12 protein-coding genes and 1 riboswitch are annotated in these 14,431 nt (G+C 66.1%); of the genes, 2 read left to right on the forward strand and 10 right to left on the reverse strand.

Going from position 1 to position 14,431, the window contains the following annotated elements:
* Positions 1-11: 11 nt before the first annotated feature.
* From xdhC to xdhA, 3 genes are read right to left on the reverse strand one after another with little or no spacing between them, the layout of a single operon-like run.
* Positions 12-1,091 carry a xanthine dehydrogenase accessory protein XdhC gene (gene xdhC / locus PanNE5_RS14385; RefSeq protein ID WP_261938200.1) on the reverse strand — a complete coding sequence of 360 codons (1,080 nt, stop codon included), beginning with the start codon at positions 1,089-1,091 and terminating at the stop codon, positions 12-14.
* The gene (xdhB, locus tag PanNE5_RS14390) at positions 1,091-3,439 is read right to left on the reverse strand and encodes a xanthine dehydrogenase molybdopterin binding subunit (protein WP_017234199.1); all 2,349 of its coding nucleotides are present in this window, start codon (positions 3,437-3,439) and stop codon (positions 1,091-1,093) included. The genes xdhC and xdhB overlap by 1 nt, the downstream gene beginning before the upstream one ends.
* 12 nt (positions 3,440-3,451) lie before the next feature.
* Positions 3,452-4,924 (reverse strand): xanthine dehydrogenase small subunit, encoded by a 1,473-nt coding sequence (xdhA, locus tag PanNE5_RS14395; RefSeq protein ID WP_261938201.1) that lies wholly within the window; start codon positions 4,922-4,924, stop codon positions 3,452-3,454.
* 190 nt (positions 4,925-5,114) lie between these two features.
* Between xdhA and PanNE5_RS14400 the strand changes: the two genes are divergently transcribed.
* Positions 5,115-6,080, forward strand: coding sequence for a LysR substrate-binding domain-containing protein (locus PanNE5_RS14400; protein ID WP_017234197.1), 966 nt, complete (start codon positions 5,115-5,117; stop codon positions 6,078-6,080).
* Positions 6,081-6,175: 95 nt separating this feature from the next.
* Here the strand turns inward: PanNE5_RS14400 and PanNE5_RS14405 are convergent, their stop codons facing one another.
* From PanNE5_RS14405 to PanNE5_RS14420, 4 genes are all read right to left on the reverse strand, one after another.
* On the reverse strand, positions 6,176-6,688 hold the full coding sequence (locus PanNE5_RS14405; protein WP_017234196.1) for a disulfide bond formation protein B: 513 nt from the start codon (positions 6,686-6,688) through the stop codon (positions 6,176-6,178).
* A 221-nt stretch (positions 6,689-6,909) separates the two neighbouring features.
* The gene (locus PanNE5_RS14410) at positions 6,910-8,295 is read right to left on the reverse strand and encodes an amidase (protein ID WP_017234195.1); all 1,386 of its coding nucleotides are present in this window, start codon (positions 8,293-8,295) and stop codon (positions 6,910-6,912) included.
* Positions 8,296-8,297: 2 nt separating this feature from the next.
* Positions 8,298-9,011, reverse strand: coding sequence for a GntR family transcriptional regulator (locus PanNE5_RS14415; protein WP_017234194.1), 714 nt, complete (start codon positions 9,009-9,011; stop codon positions 8,298-8,300).
* A 71-nt stretch (positions 9,012-9,082) separates the two neighbouring features.
* On the reverse strand, positions 9,083-9,772 hold the full coding sequence (locus PanNE5_RS14420) for a DUF2848 domain-containing protein (protein WP_261938202.1): 690 nt from the start codon (positions 9,770-9,772) through the stop codon (positions 9,083-9,085).
* Between the two features lie 460 nt (positions 9,773-10,232).
* Here PanNE5_RS14420 and PanNE5_RS14425 point away from each other — a divergent pair, with 460 nt between their 5' ends.
* Positions 10,233-12,014 (forward strand): cation:proton antiporter, encoded by a 1,782-nt coding sequence (locus PanNE5_RS14425; RefSeq protein ID WP_017234192.1) that lies wholly within the window; start codon positions 10,233-10,235, stop codon positions 12,012-12,014.
* A gap of 106 nt (positions 12,015-12,120) precedes the next feature.
* Here PanNE5_RS14425 and PanNE5_RS14430 read toward each other — a convergent pair whose 3' ends face one another.
* The 3 genes from PanNE5_RS14430 to PanNE5_RS14440 form a co-directional block, all read right to left on the reverse strand.
* Positions 12,121-12,687, reverse strand: a complete 567-nt coding sequence (locus tag PanNE5_RS14430; RefSeq protein ID WP_017234191.1) for a PaaI family thioesterase — start codon at positions 12,685-12,687, stop codon at positions 12,121-12,123.
* Between the two features lie 188 nt (positions 12,688-12,875).
* The gene (ribB, locus tag PanNE5_RS14435; protein WP_261938203.1) at positions 12,876-13,619 is read right to left on the reverse strand and encodes a 3,4-dihydroxy-2-butanone-4-phosphate synthase; all 744 of its coding nucleotides are present in this window, start codon (positions 13,617-13,619) and stop codon (positions 12,876-12,878) included.
* 97 nt (positions 13,620-13,716) lie between these two features.
* A riboswitch (FMN riboswitch) is annotated at positions 13,717-13,896 on the reverse strand.
* 228 nt (positions 13,897-14,124) lie between these two features.
* Entirely contained in the window at positions 14,125-14,325 is a 201-nt protein-coding gene (locus PanNE5_RS14440; RefSeq protein WP_026131995.1) for a heavy-metal-associated domain-containing protein, read from the reverse strand.
* Positions 14,326-14,431 lie beyond the last annotated feature (106 nt).

Here is a 14,431-nt window from a genome sequence, read left to right on the forward strand (position 1 = left end):
CCAGGGGGCCTTCAAACGTGGACACCGGTGTCCTGCGACGCGGCCGGTCCGCTGTGTTGCATCTGTTGCTCGCGCACGCGCAGCAGTTGCGCGGCGACCGCGATCGCGATCGTCGCCGGCGCCTTGCCCGTGATGCCCGCCACGCCGATCGGGCAGATCATCTGCGCGAAACGCTCCGGCGGCACCCCGCGATCGCGCAGGCGATGCTCGAACTGACGACGTTTGGTCATCGAGCCGATCAAGCCGAAGTAGGCGAAGTCGTCGCGCTTGAAAATGGCCTCGCACAGGCGCTGATCCAGCGCATGGTTGTGCGTCATGACCAGGAAATACGCGCCCGGTGGCGCTTCGTCAACGACGGCTTCGGGGGTGTCGGTCGACTCGACGATGGTGTTCGGCGGCACCGTTTCCGGGAAGGTCTCGGTCCGCTCGTCGGCCCAGGTGACGCGGCACGGCAGCGTGGCCAGCACCTGCACGATGGCCTGTCCGACGTGACCGGCACCGAACAGCACGATGTGGAAATCGCTGGGCGCCAGCCGCTCGCTCAGCCAGAGCCAGCCATCGCTGGCTTGCCAGAACGAGCAGGCGGCGTCGTCGGCGTCGCGGGTCAGCGTGTGCGGATGCGCGAGCGGTTCGCTCGGATCGAGTGCCGTGAGCAATACGGCGCCGCCTTGCTGCTGGCTGGCCGCCGCATCGGCCCCGGGTGCGCCGAACGCCACGCTGCGCAAGCTGGCCTCGCCGGCTGCGAGCCGTTTGTGCAGGGCACTTACCCAGGCCAGATCGGTTAGCGTGAGCACCTCGAAGGCGAGGGTGACGGCGCCGCCGCAGCACTGTCCGAGGCTCGGGCCGAGCGCGAAACGCTCGACGTGCCGCGCGCCTTGCTGTCCGTACTGGCGCAGCAACTGGCGCGCGACGTCCATCGCCCGCCATTCGAGATGGCCGCCGCCGATGGTCTCCCACGCTTGCTCGCGTGTCACAAGCAGGTGCGTGCCCGCTTCGCGCGGCGCGGAGCCTTCCACGCGCGCGATCGTCACCAGTACCGCGGCCTCGCCGCGGACCAGCAGCCTGTGAGCGGCCTCGACCCAGCGATGCATCAGGCGGCGCTCCGCGTGCGCAGCTCGGTGATCGCCGTGAGCAGCGCCTCGGACGTTGCCGGCGCATTGAGCACCGGCTCGTCCCGATAGTCGTTCACGCTCGCCACGGCGTCGCGCAACGCGTTGAACACCGAGAACGGCAGCAGCAGCGGCGGCTCGCCCACGGCCTTGGAGCGGTGGATGGAGTCCGACACGTTCGTGTTCTCGAACAGCGCCACGCGGAAATCCGTTGGGCAATCGCTGATGCCGGGGATCTTGTACGTGGACGGCGCGTGCGTCATGAGCTTGCCCTCCTGATTCCACCACAGTTCTTCGGTCGTCAGCCAGCCCATGCCTTGAATGAACGCCCCTTCCACCTGCCCGATGTCGAGCGCGGGGTTGATCGATTTGCCGGCGTCGTGAAGCACGTCGGCGCGTAGCAGACGCCATTCGCCGGTGAGCGTGTCGAGCACCACTTCGGAGACGGCCGCGCCGTAGGCGAAGTAGAAGAACGGGTTGCCGTTCATGGTCGCGGCGTCCCAAGACAGGCCCGGCGTGGCATAGAAGCCGTCGGACCACAATTGCACGCGGGCCCAATAAGCCGCTTCCACCAGATCGGGGAAGGGGATGTCGTGGCCATTTGCACTCACCACATCGTTGGCGAACTGCACGTCGTCGGGAGCACCGCCGTACTTCTGCGCGGCAAACGCGGCCAGACGTTGGCGGATCTGCCATGCGGCGTTCTGCGCGGCCTTGCCGTTCAGGTCGGCGCCCGTCGAAGCTGCGGTGGCCGACGTGTTCGCCACCTTGCTGGTGTCGGTCGCCGTCACGCGCACATGCGAGAGATCGACGCCCAGTTCGTGCGCCACGACCTGCGCAACCTTCGTGTTCAGGCCCTGGCCCATCTCGGTGCCGCCGTGATTGACCAGCATCGAACCGTCACGATAGATGTGCACCAGCGCGCCCGCCTGATTGAAGGCCTGCACGTTGAACGAAATGCCGAACTTGAGTGGGGTGAGCGCGAGGCCCTTGCGCAACACGGGACTCGTGCGATTGAACGCGCGCACGGCGTCGCGACGTGCGCGATACTCGCTCGTCTGCTCCAGTTGCGCGACGAGTTCGTGAATGATGTTGTCCTTGACGACCTGTCCGTACGGCGTGACGTTGCGCTCGGTCTTGCCGTAGAAGTTCACGCGGCGCACGTCGAGCGCGTCTTTGCCCAGGCGCCGTGCAATGGCGTCCTGTACGACTTCCATGATGAGCGCGCCCTGCGGGCCGCCGAAACCGCGAAACGCCGTGTTCGATTGCGTGTTCGTCTTGCCGCACAACGCGCGCAGGTCGGCGTCGGGCACGAAATAGGCGTTGTCGAAGTGGCAGATGGCGCGTGTGGCGACCGGTCCCGACAGGTCGGCCGAGAAACCGGCACGCAGTGTCATGTCGACCTTCGCGCCCGTGATACGGCCGTCGTCGTCGAAGCCGACGTCGTATTCGAAGTAAAAGCCGTGGCGCTTGCCGGTCATCATGAAATCGTCGTCGCGATCCAGACGCAGCTTGACCGGGCGTTTCAGACGCGTGGCGCACAACGCGGCGACACAGGCAAACAGCCCCGATTGCGATTCCTTGCCGCCGAAGCCGCCCCCCATGCGACGGCATTCGACCTGCACCTGATGGCTGTGCCAGCCCAGCGCGTGCGAGACGAGCGCCTGCATCTCGGTCGGGTGCTGCGTCGAGCAGTAGACGTGAATGCCGTCGTTTTCCTTCGGGATCGCGTACGAAATTTGCCCTTCGAGATAGAACTGCTCCTGCCCGTTGCACTCGAATGTGCCGCTCAGACGGTGCGGCGCGGCTTGCAGCGCGGCGTCGGCGTCGCCACGGCGCAGTTGATAGGGCGGCAGCACGCTGGCCCCCGCGGCCTTGGCGGCCTGTGGCGTGAGAATGGCGGGCAGGTCTTCGTATTCGCCCTTGGCCAGACGCGCCGCGCGGCGGGCCGCGTCATGCGATTCGGCCACCACGGCGAACATCGGCTGCCCGATGTACTGGACGAGGCCGTCCGCGAGAATCGGGTCGTCGTGAATGACCGGACCGCAATCGTTCACACCGGGGATGTCGGCGGCAGTGTAGACCGCGACCACGCCCGGCGCCCGACGCACGGCGTCGAGATCGAGCGAGAGCACGCGTGCGTGCGCCTTGGGCGACGCCCCGAGCGCGCAGTGCAGCGTGCCTTGCAGTTCGGGGATGTCGTCGGTGTAGGTGGCTTCGCCGGCCACGTGGAGTTCGGCCGACTCGTGGGGCCGCGAGCGGCCCACCTGTGCGCTGGCGCCTGCCGCGGCACCGGTCTGCGTCATGAAGCCTTCGACTTGCGTGTTCATGGGCAACTCCGGTTAGACGTTGGCGAACGCGTTGACTTCGTGTGCCGCAAGCGGCGCATCGAGGCGCGTCTCCAGGAAAAAACGATACAGCAGATTCTGCGCGCCGGCGAGCCGGTAGGCGCTGGTCGCGCGCATGTCCGAGAGCGGTTGGTAGTCGGCGGGCAAGGCCGACATTGCCGCGTGCACGGTGGCGTCGGTCCAGGGCTGGCCGATCAGGGCCGCTTCGATGGCGCTGCCGCGTTTGGGCGTGGCCGCCATGCCGCCGAAGGCCACGCGTGCCGAGCGTACGATCTCGCCGTCGAGTTCGACCGCGAAGGCCGCGCATACCGCCGAGATGTCCTGATCGAAACGCTTGGCCAGCTTGTAGGTGCGAAAGCGTTGCACCGCCGGGGGCAGCGGTACGCGGATGCCCTGCACGAATTCGCCCGCCTCGAGCGCGTTCTTCTGATAAGCCACGTAAAAGTCTTCGAGCGGCATCTCGCGCACGGCCCCGTCGCGATGCAGCACGATGCGCGTGCCGAGCACGATCAACGCGGGCATCGAATCGCCGATGGGCGAGCCGTTCGCGACGTTGCCGCCCAGCGTTCCGGCGTTGCGGATCGGGAACGAGGCGAAGCGCTGACGCAGCTCGGCCAGATCCGGATAGTGGGTGACGAGCGCATCGAACGCATCGTTGAGCAGCGCCCCCGCACCGATGTAGAGGCCGTTCGGACCCTCCGAAATCTCGCGTAGTTCCGCCACCTGTCCGATATAGATCAGATGCTTCAACTCGCGAAATTGCTTGGTGACCCACAGACCGACATCGGTGCTGCCAGCCAGAAGGCGCGCGTCCGGGTAGGCGGCGCGCAGTCGGCCCAGCTCGGCCAGCGTGCGCGGGGCGTGGAAGATCTGGCCGTCGTGCGAATACGACAGCGTGTCGTCGCGCTGCAACGCCTGGAGCTGCTTCGCCAGCGCCGCGCGGTCGAATTCCTGGCGCGGCAGGTCGAACATCTGCTGGGCGGCGTCGACGATCGGACGATACCCGGTGCAGCGGCACAGATTGCCGGAGAGCACGTCGTCGATCTCGCGGCGGGTCGGGCAGCCGGCCTGCTCGGGGCGGTTCACGTACATGGCCCACAGCGACATCACGAAGCCCGGCGTGCAGAAGCCGCATTGCGAGGCGTGGCAGTCCACGAGCGCCTGCTGCACCGGATGCAGTGCGCCGTCGGGCGCGCGCAGATCCTCGACCGTGAAGAGCGCGCGGCCGTCGAGCGTGGGCAGAAACTGGATGCAGGCGTTCACCGCGCGCAGCGCCACGTTGCCGTCGTCGGCCAGTTCGCCGATCACGACGGTGCAGGCGCCGCAGTCGCCCTCGGCACACCCTTCCTTGGTGCCGGTGCAGTGCAGGTCTTCGCGCGTGTACTGAAGCACGGTACGGGTCGTGGCTTCGCCAGTGACCTCGTGCACCTTGCCGCGGTAATAGAAGCGGATGGCTTGTGTCTCCATGGTTCTCAGTGTAGTGCAGTGGGATTGCGGGCGCGCCGGGACATGGCCGGCGTGGGAATGAGCCGAAGATAGCACCGGCGGCGGGGGTAAATATTTCGCGGCCATGATGATGGCTATTCGGTCGCCCCGATGACGTGGCATTGTCATAAACTATGGCTCGACCCCAAGCCTCGCAGAGCGCGCCCGCCCCATGCAAAGACCCCGCGAACAGATCGACGCGTACCTGCTGCGGGTACTGCACACACTGCTCACCGAGCAGAGTGTCTCACGCGCTGCGCTCAAGCTCGGCCAGTCGCAGCCGGCCATCAGCAACTCGCTGCGCCGCCTGCGCGAGATCACGGGTGACGCCATCCTGGTGCGCGGCAAGAGCGGCATGGTGGCGACCGAGCGTGGCCGGGAGTTGCTGGGCTACGCCACCGACGCGCTCGCCGCCATCGAGCGCATCACCCATCCCGCTACGGAATTCGCGCCTCAGACCACCACGCGGGCGTTTCGCCTCGGTGCCCCCGATTACCTGGACGCCGTCTTCCTGCCCAACATCGCCGAAGTGCTGCGCCGTGACGCCCCCTCGGCGCGGCTGCACGTGCAGCCGATCAACACCGCCTTCGACTACGCGGGCGCGTTGGAGAACGGTTCGCTCGACGTGGTGATCGGCAACTGGCTGGAGCCGCCGCCGCAACTGCACATGTCCCGGCTGTTCGACGACGAAGTGGTTTGCATGTTGGGCGCGCAGCATCCGCTCGCGAACAAGGGCATTTCGCTTAAGCATTATCTGGAATTGCCGCATCTGGCACCGACGCCTTACGTGGCCGAGCGCCAGAGTTTTATCGACGGATGTCTGGCCGAGCAGGGCCTGCGCCGCAATATCCAGATGACGATGCCTTACTTCGGACTCGTGCCGTACGTGCTGATGCGCACCGATCTGGTGTTCACGACCGGGCGGCAGTTTGCGCAGCACTATGCCCGCTATCTGCCGATTCGCGTGTTGCCGTCGCCCTTTGCCTTTCCGCCGATGCGCTTCTATCAGCTATGGCACGAGCGCACGCATGCCGCACCGGAGGTGACGTGGCTGCGCCGACGCGTGGCGGAGGTGGCAACGGAACTCGATGCCGCGAACGGCGGCGGGACGCCGGCGCCTGTGGTGGCGCGACCTTGACGGCGGGGGGCGGACGTTTGAACGACCGGACGGCTAAAGGGGCGGTGGGATAAGGCCGCTGCCAAGAAGCAGGCGGCCCGGGAGACGCGTGACGCTCAGCGCAGCGAAATCGCGCGGCGCGGACGATGCAACGCCAGCGAGAGGAAGATCACGACAAACGCGGCGAGCGACCACATCGGCAGGGTGAGACCGAGGATGGGCGGGTACATCGTCTGACACATCCCCTGAACCTGGAAGACTTGCGGCAGCAGGCGCGACGTCGGCAACGCATCGACGAATGCCTCGACCACGTCGTACCCGCAGCTCACCAGCGGATTGGCCTGCACGTAGATCAGATACCCCGACGCCGCCATGCCGCCGATCGCCGACAAAGCGGCGAGCACACGCGCGAACTGAATACCCGCCCAGCCACGCGAGACCGCGCCGGCCAGCCCGAAGATCGCGATCAGCACAAGTGCGTAACGCGCCAGAATGCACAGCGGACACGGATCCTCGTGACGCACATACTGGAAGTACAGCGCGCCGCCCAGCAAGGCGAGGCAGACGACGGTGAGCAGGAGGTACCGCAGGCGTTCGCGGCGCAGGGCCGGGTCGATTTGAGCGTTCATTTCACTTCGGGCGGTAGGCCATCACGAATCCCGCTCAACCCCACATGACGCCGGGCGGCAGGCACTTGGGCTGGCATTGTAACCCCAGCCCGAGGCGTGCGTGAGTCGAAAAGTTGCGGAACTATTTGCCCGAGAATGAGACGGTTGCGGACGCTGCGTCGACGGTCATGGCCCGGTGTTGCGGCGCAGCGCGAGCGGTGCCGCCGCCCGCGCTGCCAACATCAACCGCCCAGGCCGGCCGAGCGCAGGGCGTGCTCGATGGCGCGTCCGACCGGGAACAGGCGGGCGTCGTCGCCTGCCGCGGCGCTGACCATCAGGCCGATGGGCGCTTCGCCCTCGGCCTGGCACGGCAGCGAGAACGCGCAGCCGTCGATCATGTTGATGGCCGTCGGGTTGCGCAGCACCAGCGCGTTGGTGGCCGTAAAAGTGTCGTCGTTCGCCTCGAGCGGCGCGATGGCCGGTGGCGTGAGCGGCACGGTCGGACACAGCACCGCGTCGAAGCCCTGCCAGACAGGGGTCGCTGCGGCGATGAGCGCGGCGCGGGCGTTCAGCAGGTCAATGTAGTCGGCGGCGCTGGCCGGCTCACCCTTGCGGATGCGCACCAGCACCCGAGCGTCGTAGTCCTGCGCACGCTCGGCCTGCAGCTTGCGATGCCACGCGAAGGCTTCGATGGGCGAAAAGCCGAATCGATTGATGGCGGGCAACTGTTCGAACGGCGTGAACTGGAATTCCACCAGCGTCGCCCCCGCCCTGGCGAGCGTGGCGAGGGCGCGCTCGTAGATCTCGATGGCGGCGGGTTCCGCCCCGTCCAGCACGAAGTTCGTCAAGACGCCCAAGCGCATGCCGCGAACGTCGCGCGGCGGCGGCAGGGACTCGTCGACGGCATGGCCCGAGAGAATCGCATCGACCCAGGCGCAGCAATCGACCGAGCGGCCGATGGGGCCGACCGAGTCGAGCGATGTCGACAGCGGCAGGGCGCCGTCGCGCGGCGTGCGCGCCGCCGTCGGCTTGAAGCCTGTCAGGCCGCAGAAGGCCGACGGAATACGGATCGAGCCGCCGGTATCGGTGCCGAGTCCGACCGCCGCCATGCCATCGGCCACCGACGCGGCCGCGCCCGACGACGATCCCCCGGCAATGTGCCCGGCCTGACGCTGCCACGGCGAGCGCGGCGTGCCGTAATGCGGGTTCAGGCCGAGTCCGGAAAAGGCGAATTCGGTCATGTTGGTGCGGCCGATGATGACGGCGCCGGCCTGACGCAGGCGCGCCACGGCGAGGGCGTCGTGCTTGGCCGGGGCGGCGTTCGACAGGACTTTGGACCCTGCGCGCGTGACTTGTCCGGCGACGTCGAACAGATCCTTCACCGACACGGGAACGCCCATCAGCGGCGACAGACGTGCACCGGCCCGGCGCAGGGCGTCGAGGCCGTCGGCGGCGCTGCGCGCGGCTTGTGCATCGACTTGCGTGAAGACGACGTTGCCCTGACCCGCCGGATCATTGATGCGCGCGAGCGCCTGCTCGGTCAATGCGCGGCTGGTGGTGCGTCCGGCGTCGAGCGCGGCGGCGAGGTCGGACAGGGGGCGTTGCAGATCGATGGCGTCGGTGCTCATGGTCAGATCGCTTTCAGGATATGGGTACGGAATTCTTCGATATGCCGGGCGATGGCCCGGCGGGCGCGTTCGGCATCGTGCGCGGCGAGCGCTTCAAATAGTTCGAGGTGTTCCTCGTAGACGTCTTCCATATGGCTGGGCGTCGACAGGGCGAGGAACCAGAATCGCAGCGAGCGCTCGTGCAGACCGCGCAGAAGCTCGGCGAGCGTCTGGTTGCGCGAGGCGCGCGAGATGGCCAGATGGAAGTCGCGGTCGATGCGCATCATCGCCGCCACGTCGCGTGCGGCGATGGCCGCCTGAGACCGTGCCAGCACGGCTTCGATGGCGGCGAGGTCGTCCGGCGTGGCGGCGCGCGCGGCCAGCCCCGCGCAATACGTCTCGTTGATCATGCGCACGTCGATGATCTCGAGCGCATCGTTGAGCGAGACCGGCGCGACCATCGCCCCCTTGCGCGGCAGGATCACCACCCACCCTTCGAGGGCAAGGCGGTGCATCGCCTGATGCACCGGGGTGCGTCCGAGTCCCGTCGACTGCATCAACTGCGCTTCGTTGAGCGTCTCGCCCGGGCGTAGACGCAGCGTGATGATGTCGTGCTTGATCGCGTCGTACGCGCGCTCGGTCAGGCTGCGGCCATCTGCGGCGGCCTGCGGTGTGGCGGTAGCGGACGCATCGGGATTGGCCGCGAGAAGCGTGTCGTCGGGGGTGTCGTTGGGCATCGGGGCGGGTCGGTTCTGTCGGCCAGCGTCGGGTCGGCGCTTCGATGGGCGCCGGTCGGCGTCAGTCGGCTTTAGTCGGCAATCGCCAGCGCCTGCGTGGCGTAGCGATGTCGGATCGTGCGGCCGAGGACCGGATCGTGCAGTTCGATCTCGAACTGCTCGCCGCCAGCCACGCCGCCAATGGCAGCGAGTGTGCCACAGAACATGGCGGCGCCCGCCGGCAGGCCATCCGGCCCGAGTTTGTCCATCAATTCCTGCGGCGAGAGCAGGCTGGCCACGGTGCCTTCCTGATAGAGGCGCCGTTCGCCGTCGCACGTCACCCAGGAGCGCAGCATCAGCTGATCCCAGTGCGCGCCGACATCGGCAAAGCGCCACGCGTCGCGTGCCACCGGCTTCGCGCAGACTTGCTTCGAGACGGTCACGCCATAGGCTTCGACTTCGCGGTCGGTGTGATCCGAGCCCACGCTCACGAGCAAGTCGCCACCGTGGCGCACGAGCACGCATTCAGCTTCGCCGCTGCTCGTCTGGCCGACGACGTCGATGGTGTCATCTTGCGCGAGCAACGCGGGCGCCAGTCGGTAGAAGCACGGCGTGCTCGACGGGCGGCGCACGCCCAATGCGGCCAACTCGGCAATGTGGTGCTCGACGGCGTCGCGATCGCGTCCGGCCCAGCCGGCGATGATCAACGTGTCGACGGACACGTCGACGCACGGATGGGGGGGGCCGTCGCTGGACACCCTGAAGGACAGACGGGAACGCATACGTGACCACTCCTGTAAAATTCTGTTGATATCTGTGTGATATTTCACAAGGTCGGAAGACAAAAAGCAAGCGGAAAAATTTCGTCGTGTGCGACGAATATGGGGAATTTTTTATGAAAAGCCCCGTCAATCCTGGGTTGCGCGCGTGTTCGCCGATCGCGTATATTGAATCGGCATCGGTATTAGATTGGGTATTCGTCTGATTTTTGCCGAAACGGTCGCGGAGGCCGACGCCCCTCAGGGGGATTGGCGGGACAGCGGACCGGCGGCCAATGCCCGAGTGACGACCGGGCGAACGAGCGCAACGTCAATCAGGTCGGCGGCACACCGCCGGCTTCCCACCTTCATCAAGCATCGCGTTTTGCATCGTCGCGGCGGCCCGTCAGGGAAGCGGCGCGCGGCGGGCGTGACATCAAAAACAGCAAAATCGGCGCAGCGCGCCGCGGGGAGAACGTATCGGATGCATCACGCCATCGACTTCATTCAGGACCTGGCCGTCATCATGCTGCTGGCCGGCATCGTGACGGTCATCTTCAACCGGTTCCGACAGCCGGTCGTGCTCGGCTATATCGTGGCGGGCGTGATCATCGGCCCGTATACACCGCCGTTTGCGCTGATACATGACGAGAAGACGATCGGCATTCTGGCCGAGCTCGGTGTCGTGTTCCTGATGTTTTCGCTGGGGCTGGAGTTCAGCTTGCGCAAGCTTGCGCGAGTGGGCGTGACGGCATTCGTGGCGGCGATCACCGAGATTGTGCTGATGCTCTGGCTTGGCTACGAGATCGGCCGCTTCTTCGGTTGGAAGGCGATGGACTCGATTTTCCTTGGCGCGATGCTCGCCGTCTCGTCGACCACCATCATCGTCAAGGCGCTCGACGAACTCGGCATGAAGCGAGAGCGATTCGCCCAGCTCATCTTCGGTGTGCTGATCGTGGAAGACGTGCTCGCCATTGGCATGATCGCGCTGCTCTCGGGCATCGCCATCAGCGGCTCGGTGGATGCCGGCGAGGCCACCTTTACGCTGGGCAAGCTGCTGCTGTTCATGGTGGTGTCGCTTGTCGTGGGCATTCTGCTCGTGCCGCGAATTCTCGCGTACGTGGCGAAATTCAAGAGCGATGAGATGCTGCTGGTCGTCGTGCTCGGCCTGTGCTTCGGCTTCTGCCTGCTGGTGATCCAGATGGGTTACAGCGTGGCGCTCGGCGCGTTCCTGATCGGCGCGATCATGGCCGAGGCGCGAGAGCTGCATACCATCGAACGGTTGGTTGCACCGCTGCGCGACATGTTCAGCGCCGTGTTCTTCGTCACCATCGGACTGCTGCTCGATCCGCACGTGCTGGCGACGTACATCTGGCCGATTCTCGTCATCACCCTCGCCGTCGTGATCGGCAAGATCGTCTCGTGTGGATTGGGGGCGTACCTTTCGGGGCAGGACGGCCGGACGTCGATGCGCGTGGGCATGGGGCTGTCGCAAATTGGCGAGTTCTCGTTCATCATTGCGTCGCTCGGGTTATCGCTCAAGGTGACGAGCGACTTCCTCTACCCGATTGCGGTCGCCGTCTCGGTCATCACGACGCTGCTCACGCCGTACCTGATCAAGAGCGCCGATCCGTTCACGGGATGGCTCGGCCGCATGATGCCCGGGCGCCTGTCATACGTGCTGCGTCAGTACACGCAGTGGTTGCAGAGCATTCATCTGACGGGCGATAGCGCGGCGCTCGTCGGCATCGTGCGTCGCATCGTGATGAGCGTGGCGATCAATCTTGCGCTCGTGGTGACGATCTTCCTCGGCGGCGCCTTCTTCTATCGGCGTTTGGCGGCGCTGATGTCGCCGTGGGTGCGCGACCCGAGCCTGCAAAGCGCGGTGGTCTGGGGCGTGGCGCTCGTGCTGTCGCTGCCGTTCCTGATCGCGGTGTACCGCAAGCTCAAATCGCTCTCGCTACTGCTTGTGGAGTTGTCGGTGCCGCCGAGCCTGACCGGTCGCTACACATACCAGGTGCGCCGCGTGGTGGCCGAAATCCTGCCGATTGCCGCCATGGTCGGGGTGATCCTGCTGGTGGCGGCCTTGTCGGCGAGTATCCTGCCGTCCACGGAGATGGTCGTGCTGATCGTGGCGGGAACGGTGGTGCTGGCGATCATCATGCGGAGCTGGTTCGTGCGCATGCACGCCAAGCTGCAGATTGCACTCAAGGAGACGCTGGAACACCAGCCCGATAGCGAGCAGGGCGGCGGGTCCCCGCATTGAGCGACGCGCGAGCCGTGGCGACGTCCTGACGACGGCGCGCAGCGGCACAAAAGCCCGCCGGGGGATTTGCTTCCCCGGCGGGCTTTTTCATGGGGCGTCGCTGCCCTTATGTCTTGCGCGGCGGCAAGTCGAAGATCAGGCACGTCGTCGTGGCGTGCGCATACAGGGTGCCATCCGGACCGACGATGCGGCCCTCGGCGATGCCGACCTGACGCCCGACCTGGATGACTTCGCCTTCCGCACGCACGCAAGGCACGTCACGCGTGAGGGCGCGCACCATATTGGTCTTGAGTTCGAGCGTGGTGTAGCTGCGTCCGGCGGGTAGCGTGGAGTGCACCGCGCAGGCGACCGCGGAGTCGAGCAGCGTGGCGAACCAGCCGCCGTGTATGGCACCGAGCGGGTTGTAATAGGGCAACGCCGGGCGGCCCTGAAAGACCGCGCGGCCGTTCGCGGCTTCGATGGCGATGAAGCCCAGCGTCTCACTGATCGGCGGCAGCGGCAGCCTGCCGTCGAACATCGCTTCAAATATTTCCATGCCCGACAGGCCGATCACGTCGGACGGCGTTGCCACGCCGTAGCGTAGCGGACCGTTACGTGTGAGCCGTTCGCGCACGGCGGCTTCGTCGGCTTCCCATTGCGCCAGTACGGCGGCGGCATCCGGTCGGGTATTCATGGCGTTTTCCTCGTAACTTTTATCAGGCAAGCGATGGCGCGAGATTATAAAAGTCACGGTGCGCCCCGGGGGTTTCGGCGTTAGAGGGAAGCGTCGAGACCGGAGCACGGCAACGGCGGCTCACGCCGTCGCCGTGATTCGGGTTGTCGTCGTTACCTCGGAAGGAGGGGGCTGGCCGCGCCGCCAGCTCAGGCCGCTTGGGCGTGCCTGCGACGATACTGGGCCAATTCGTCGATGGTCAGGATCGGCAGGCCATGTTGCTCGGCGAAGCGCTCGATGTCGGCGCCGCGCGTCATCGTGCCATCTGGATTCATCAACTCGCACAGCACGGCGGCAGGTTTCAGGCCGGCAAGCACCGCCAGATCGACCGAGCCCTCCGTGTGACCGCGACGCGTCAGCACGCCGCCCGGCTGTGCGCGCAGCGGGAAGACATGGCCCGGGCGGGACAGGTCGGCGGGCTGGGCATCGTCGGCGATGGCGGCGCGAATCGTGGTCACGCGGTCGGCCGCGCTCACGCCGGTGCTCACGCCCTGGCGCGCCTCGATTGTCACGGTGAAGGCCGTGCCATGGCGGCTCTGATTCTGCTCGACCATCGGCGGCAGATCGAGACGGCGCAATGTCTCGTCAGGCAGACACAGGCACACGATGCCACTGCATTCGCGGATCAGCATGGCCATGGTGGCCTGCGTGATTTTCTCGGCGGCGACGATCAGATCGGCCTCGTTCTCGCGGTCCAGGTCGTCCATCAGAATGACCGGACGGCCTTCGCGCATGGCGTCGAGCGCGGCTGGCAGACGGACGTCGACCGGTGCCAGGTTGGCGAACGCCGGGTAGGCATGCAGATCGTCGGTTGTGCGGGTCGCATCGGCCCTGTGAGCGGTCGATGTAACGGCTTGCGATACGGCTTGGGTGGTGCTTTGGGTAACGGACATGAAACGCTCCTCGCGTAAATCAATCGGGCGAAAAACGTTTTCGGGGCATGCGAACGGACGCCTCCATGGGACAGTGCCCCATAGCGCGCGGGTATCGACGCATCTTCTCTCATCCGGACTATGACCGTCGGCTCTGGCTTCGCACCAGATCTGCTGACCCTGTCAGTGTCACGAAAGCGACGGTGACAGGCGCTCGCGGGCTCATGACCCACGCAGCTTGCACTGCGCGGCGTCACATACCGCCGGTGGGGACTTTCACCCCGCCCTGAAGACGTGTATGCCGCAAGCAGCGCGCCTCGCAGTCACTGATCGCGTGGCGTCGTTGCGTAGTCGGCGAGAGAGAGCGTAGCACAGGGTGTTGCTGCGCTGCAGGGAAGACTGCGCGGCGCTCGTGGGAATGATGGCGGACGATTGGCTCAACGTCGGCTCGGGAGGAAGGCCGGCGCGGATGTCGCGCCGACCGCCGATGTGAGCGTTGCGCGACGTCGGACGTGCCAGGCGATGCTCAGGCGTGGGTGCCCTTGACGGTGTACCCGGCGTCGGTGATGACGGCGCTGACCTCGGTGGGCGAGAGGCGGCTTTCGACGTCGACGCGACCCGAGTCCAGATCCACATTGACCTTGGCGGCCGGATCGCGCTCGGTGATCGCACGCGTGACGGCTTTGACGCAATGACCGCAGCTCATTCCTTCGACTTGCACTTGCATGTTGCACTCCTTGAAAGCGATTTCGGTGACGGTGATCAAACAAATCGATGATAGACCTTCCTACGACAGGAAGCTCAAGCGCTATTTTCAGTGTATTCGCTGGATC

It is taken from the genome of Pandoraea sp. NE5, assembly GCF_024363545.1.
GTDB lineage: Bacteria > Pseudomonadota > Gammaproteobacteria > Burkholderiales > Burkholderiaceae > Pandoraea > Pandoraea cepalis.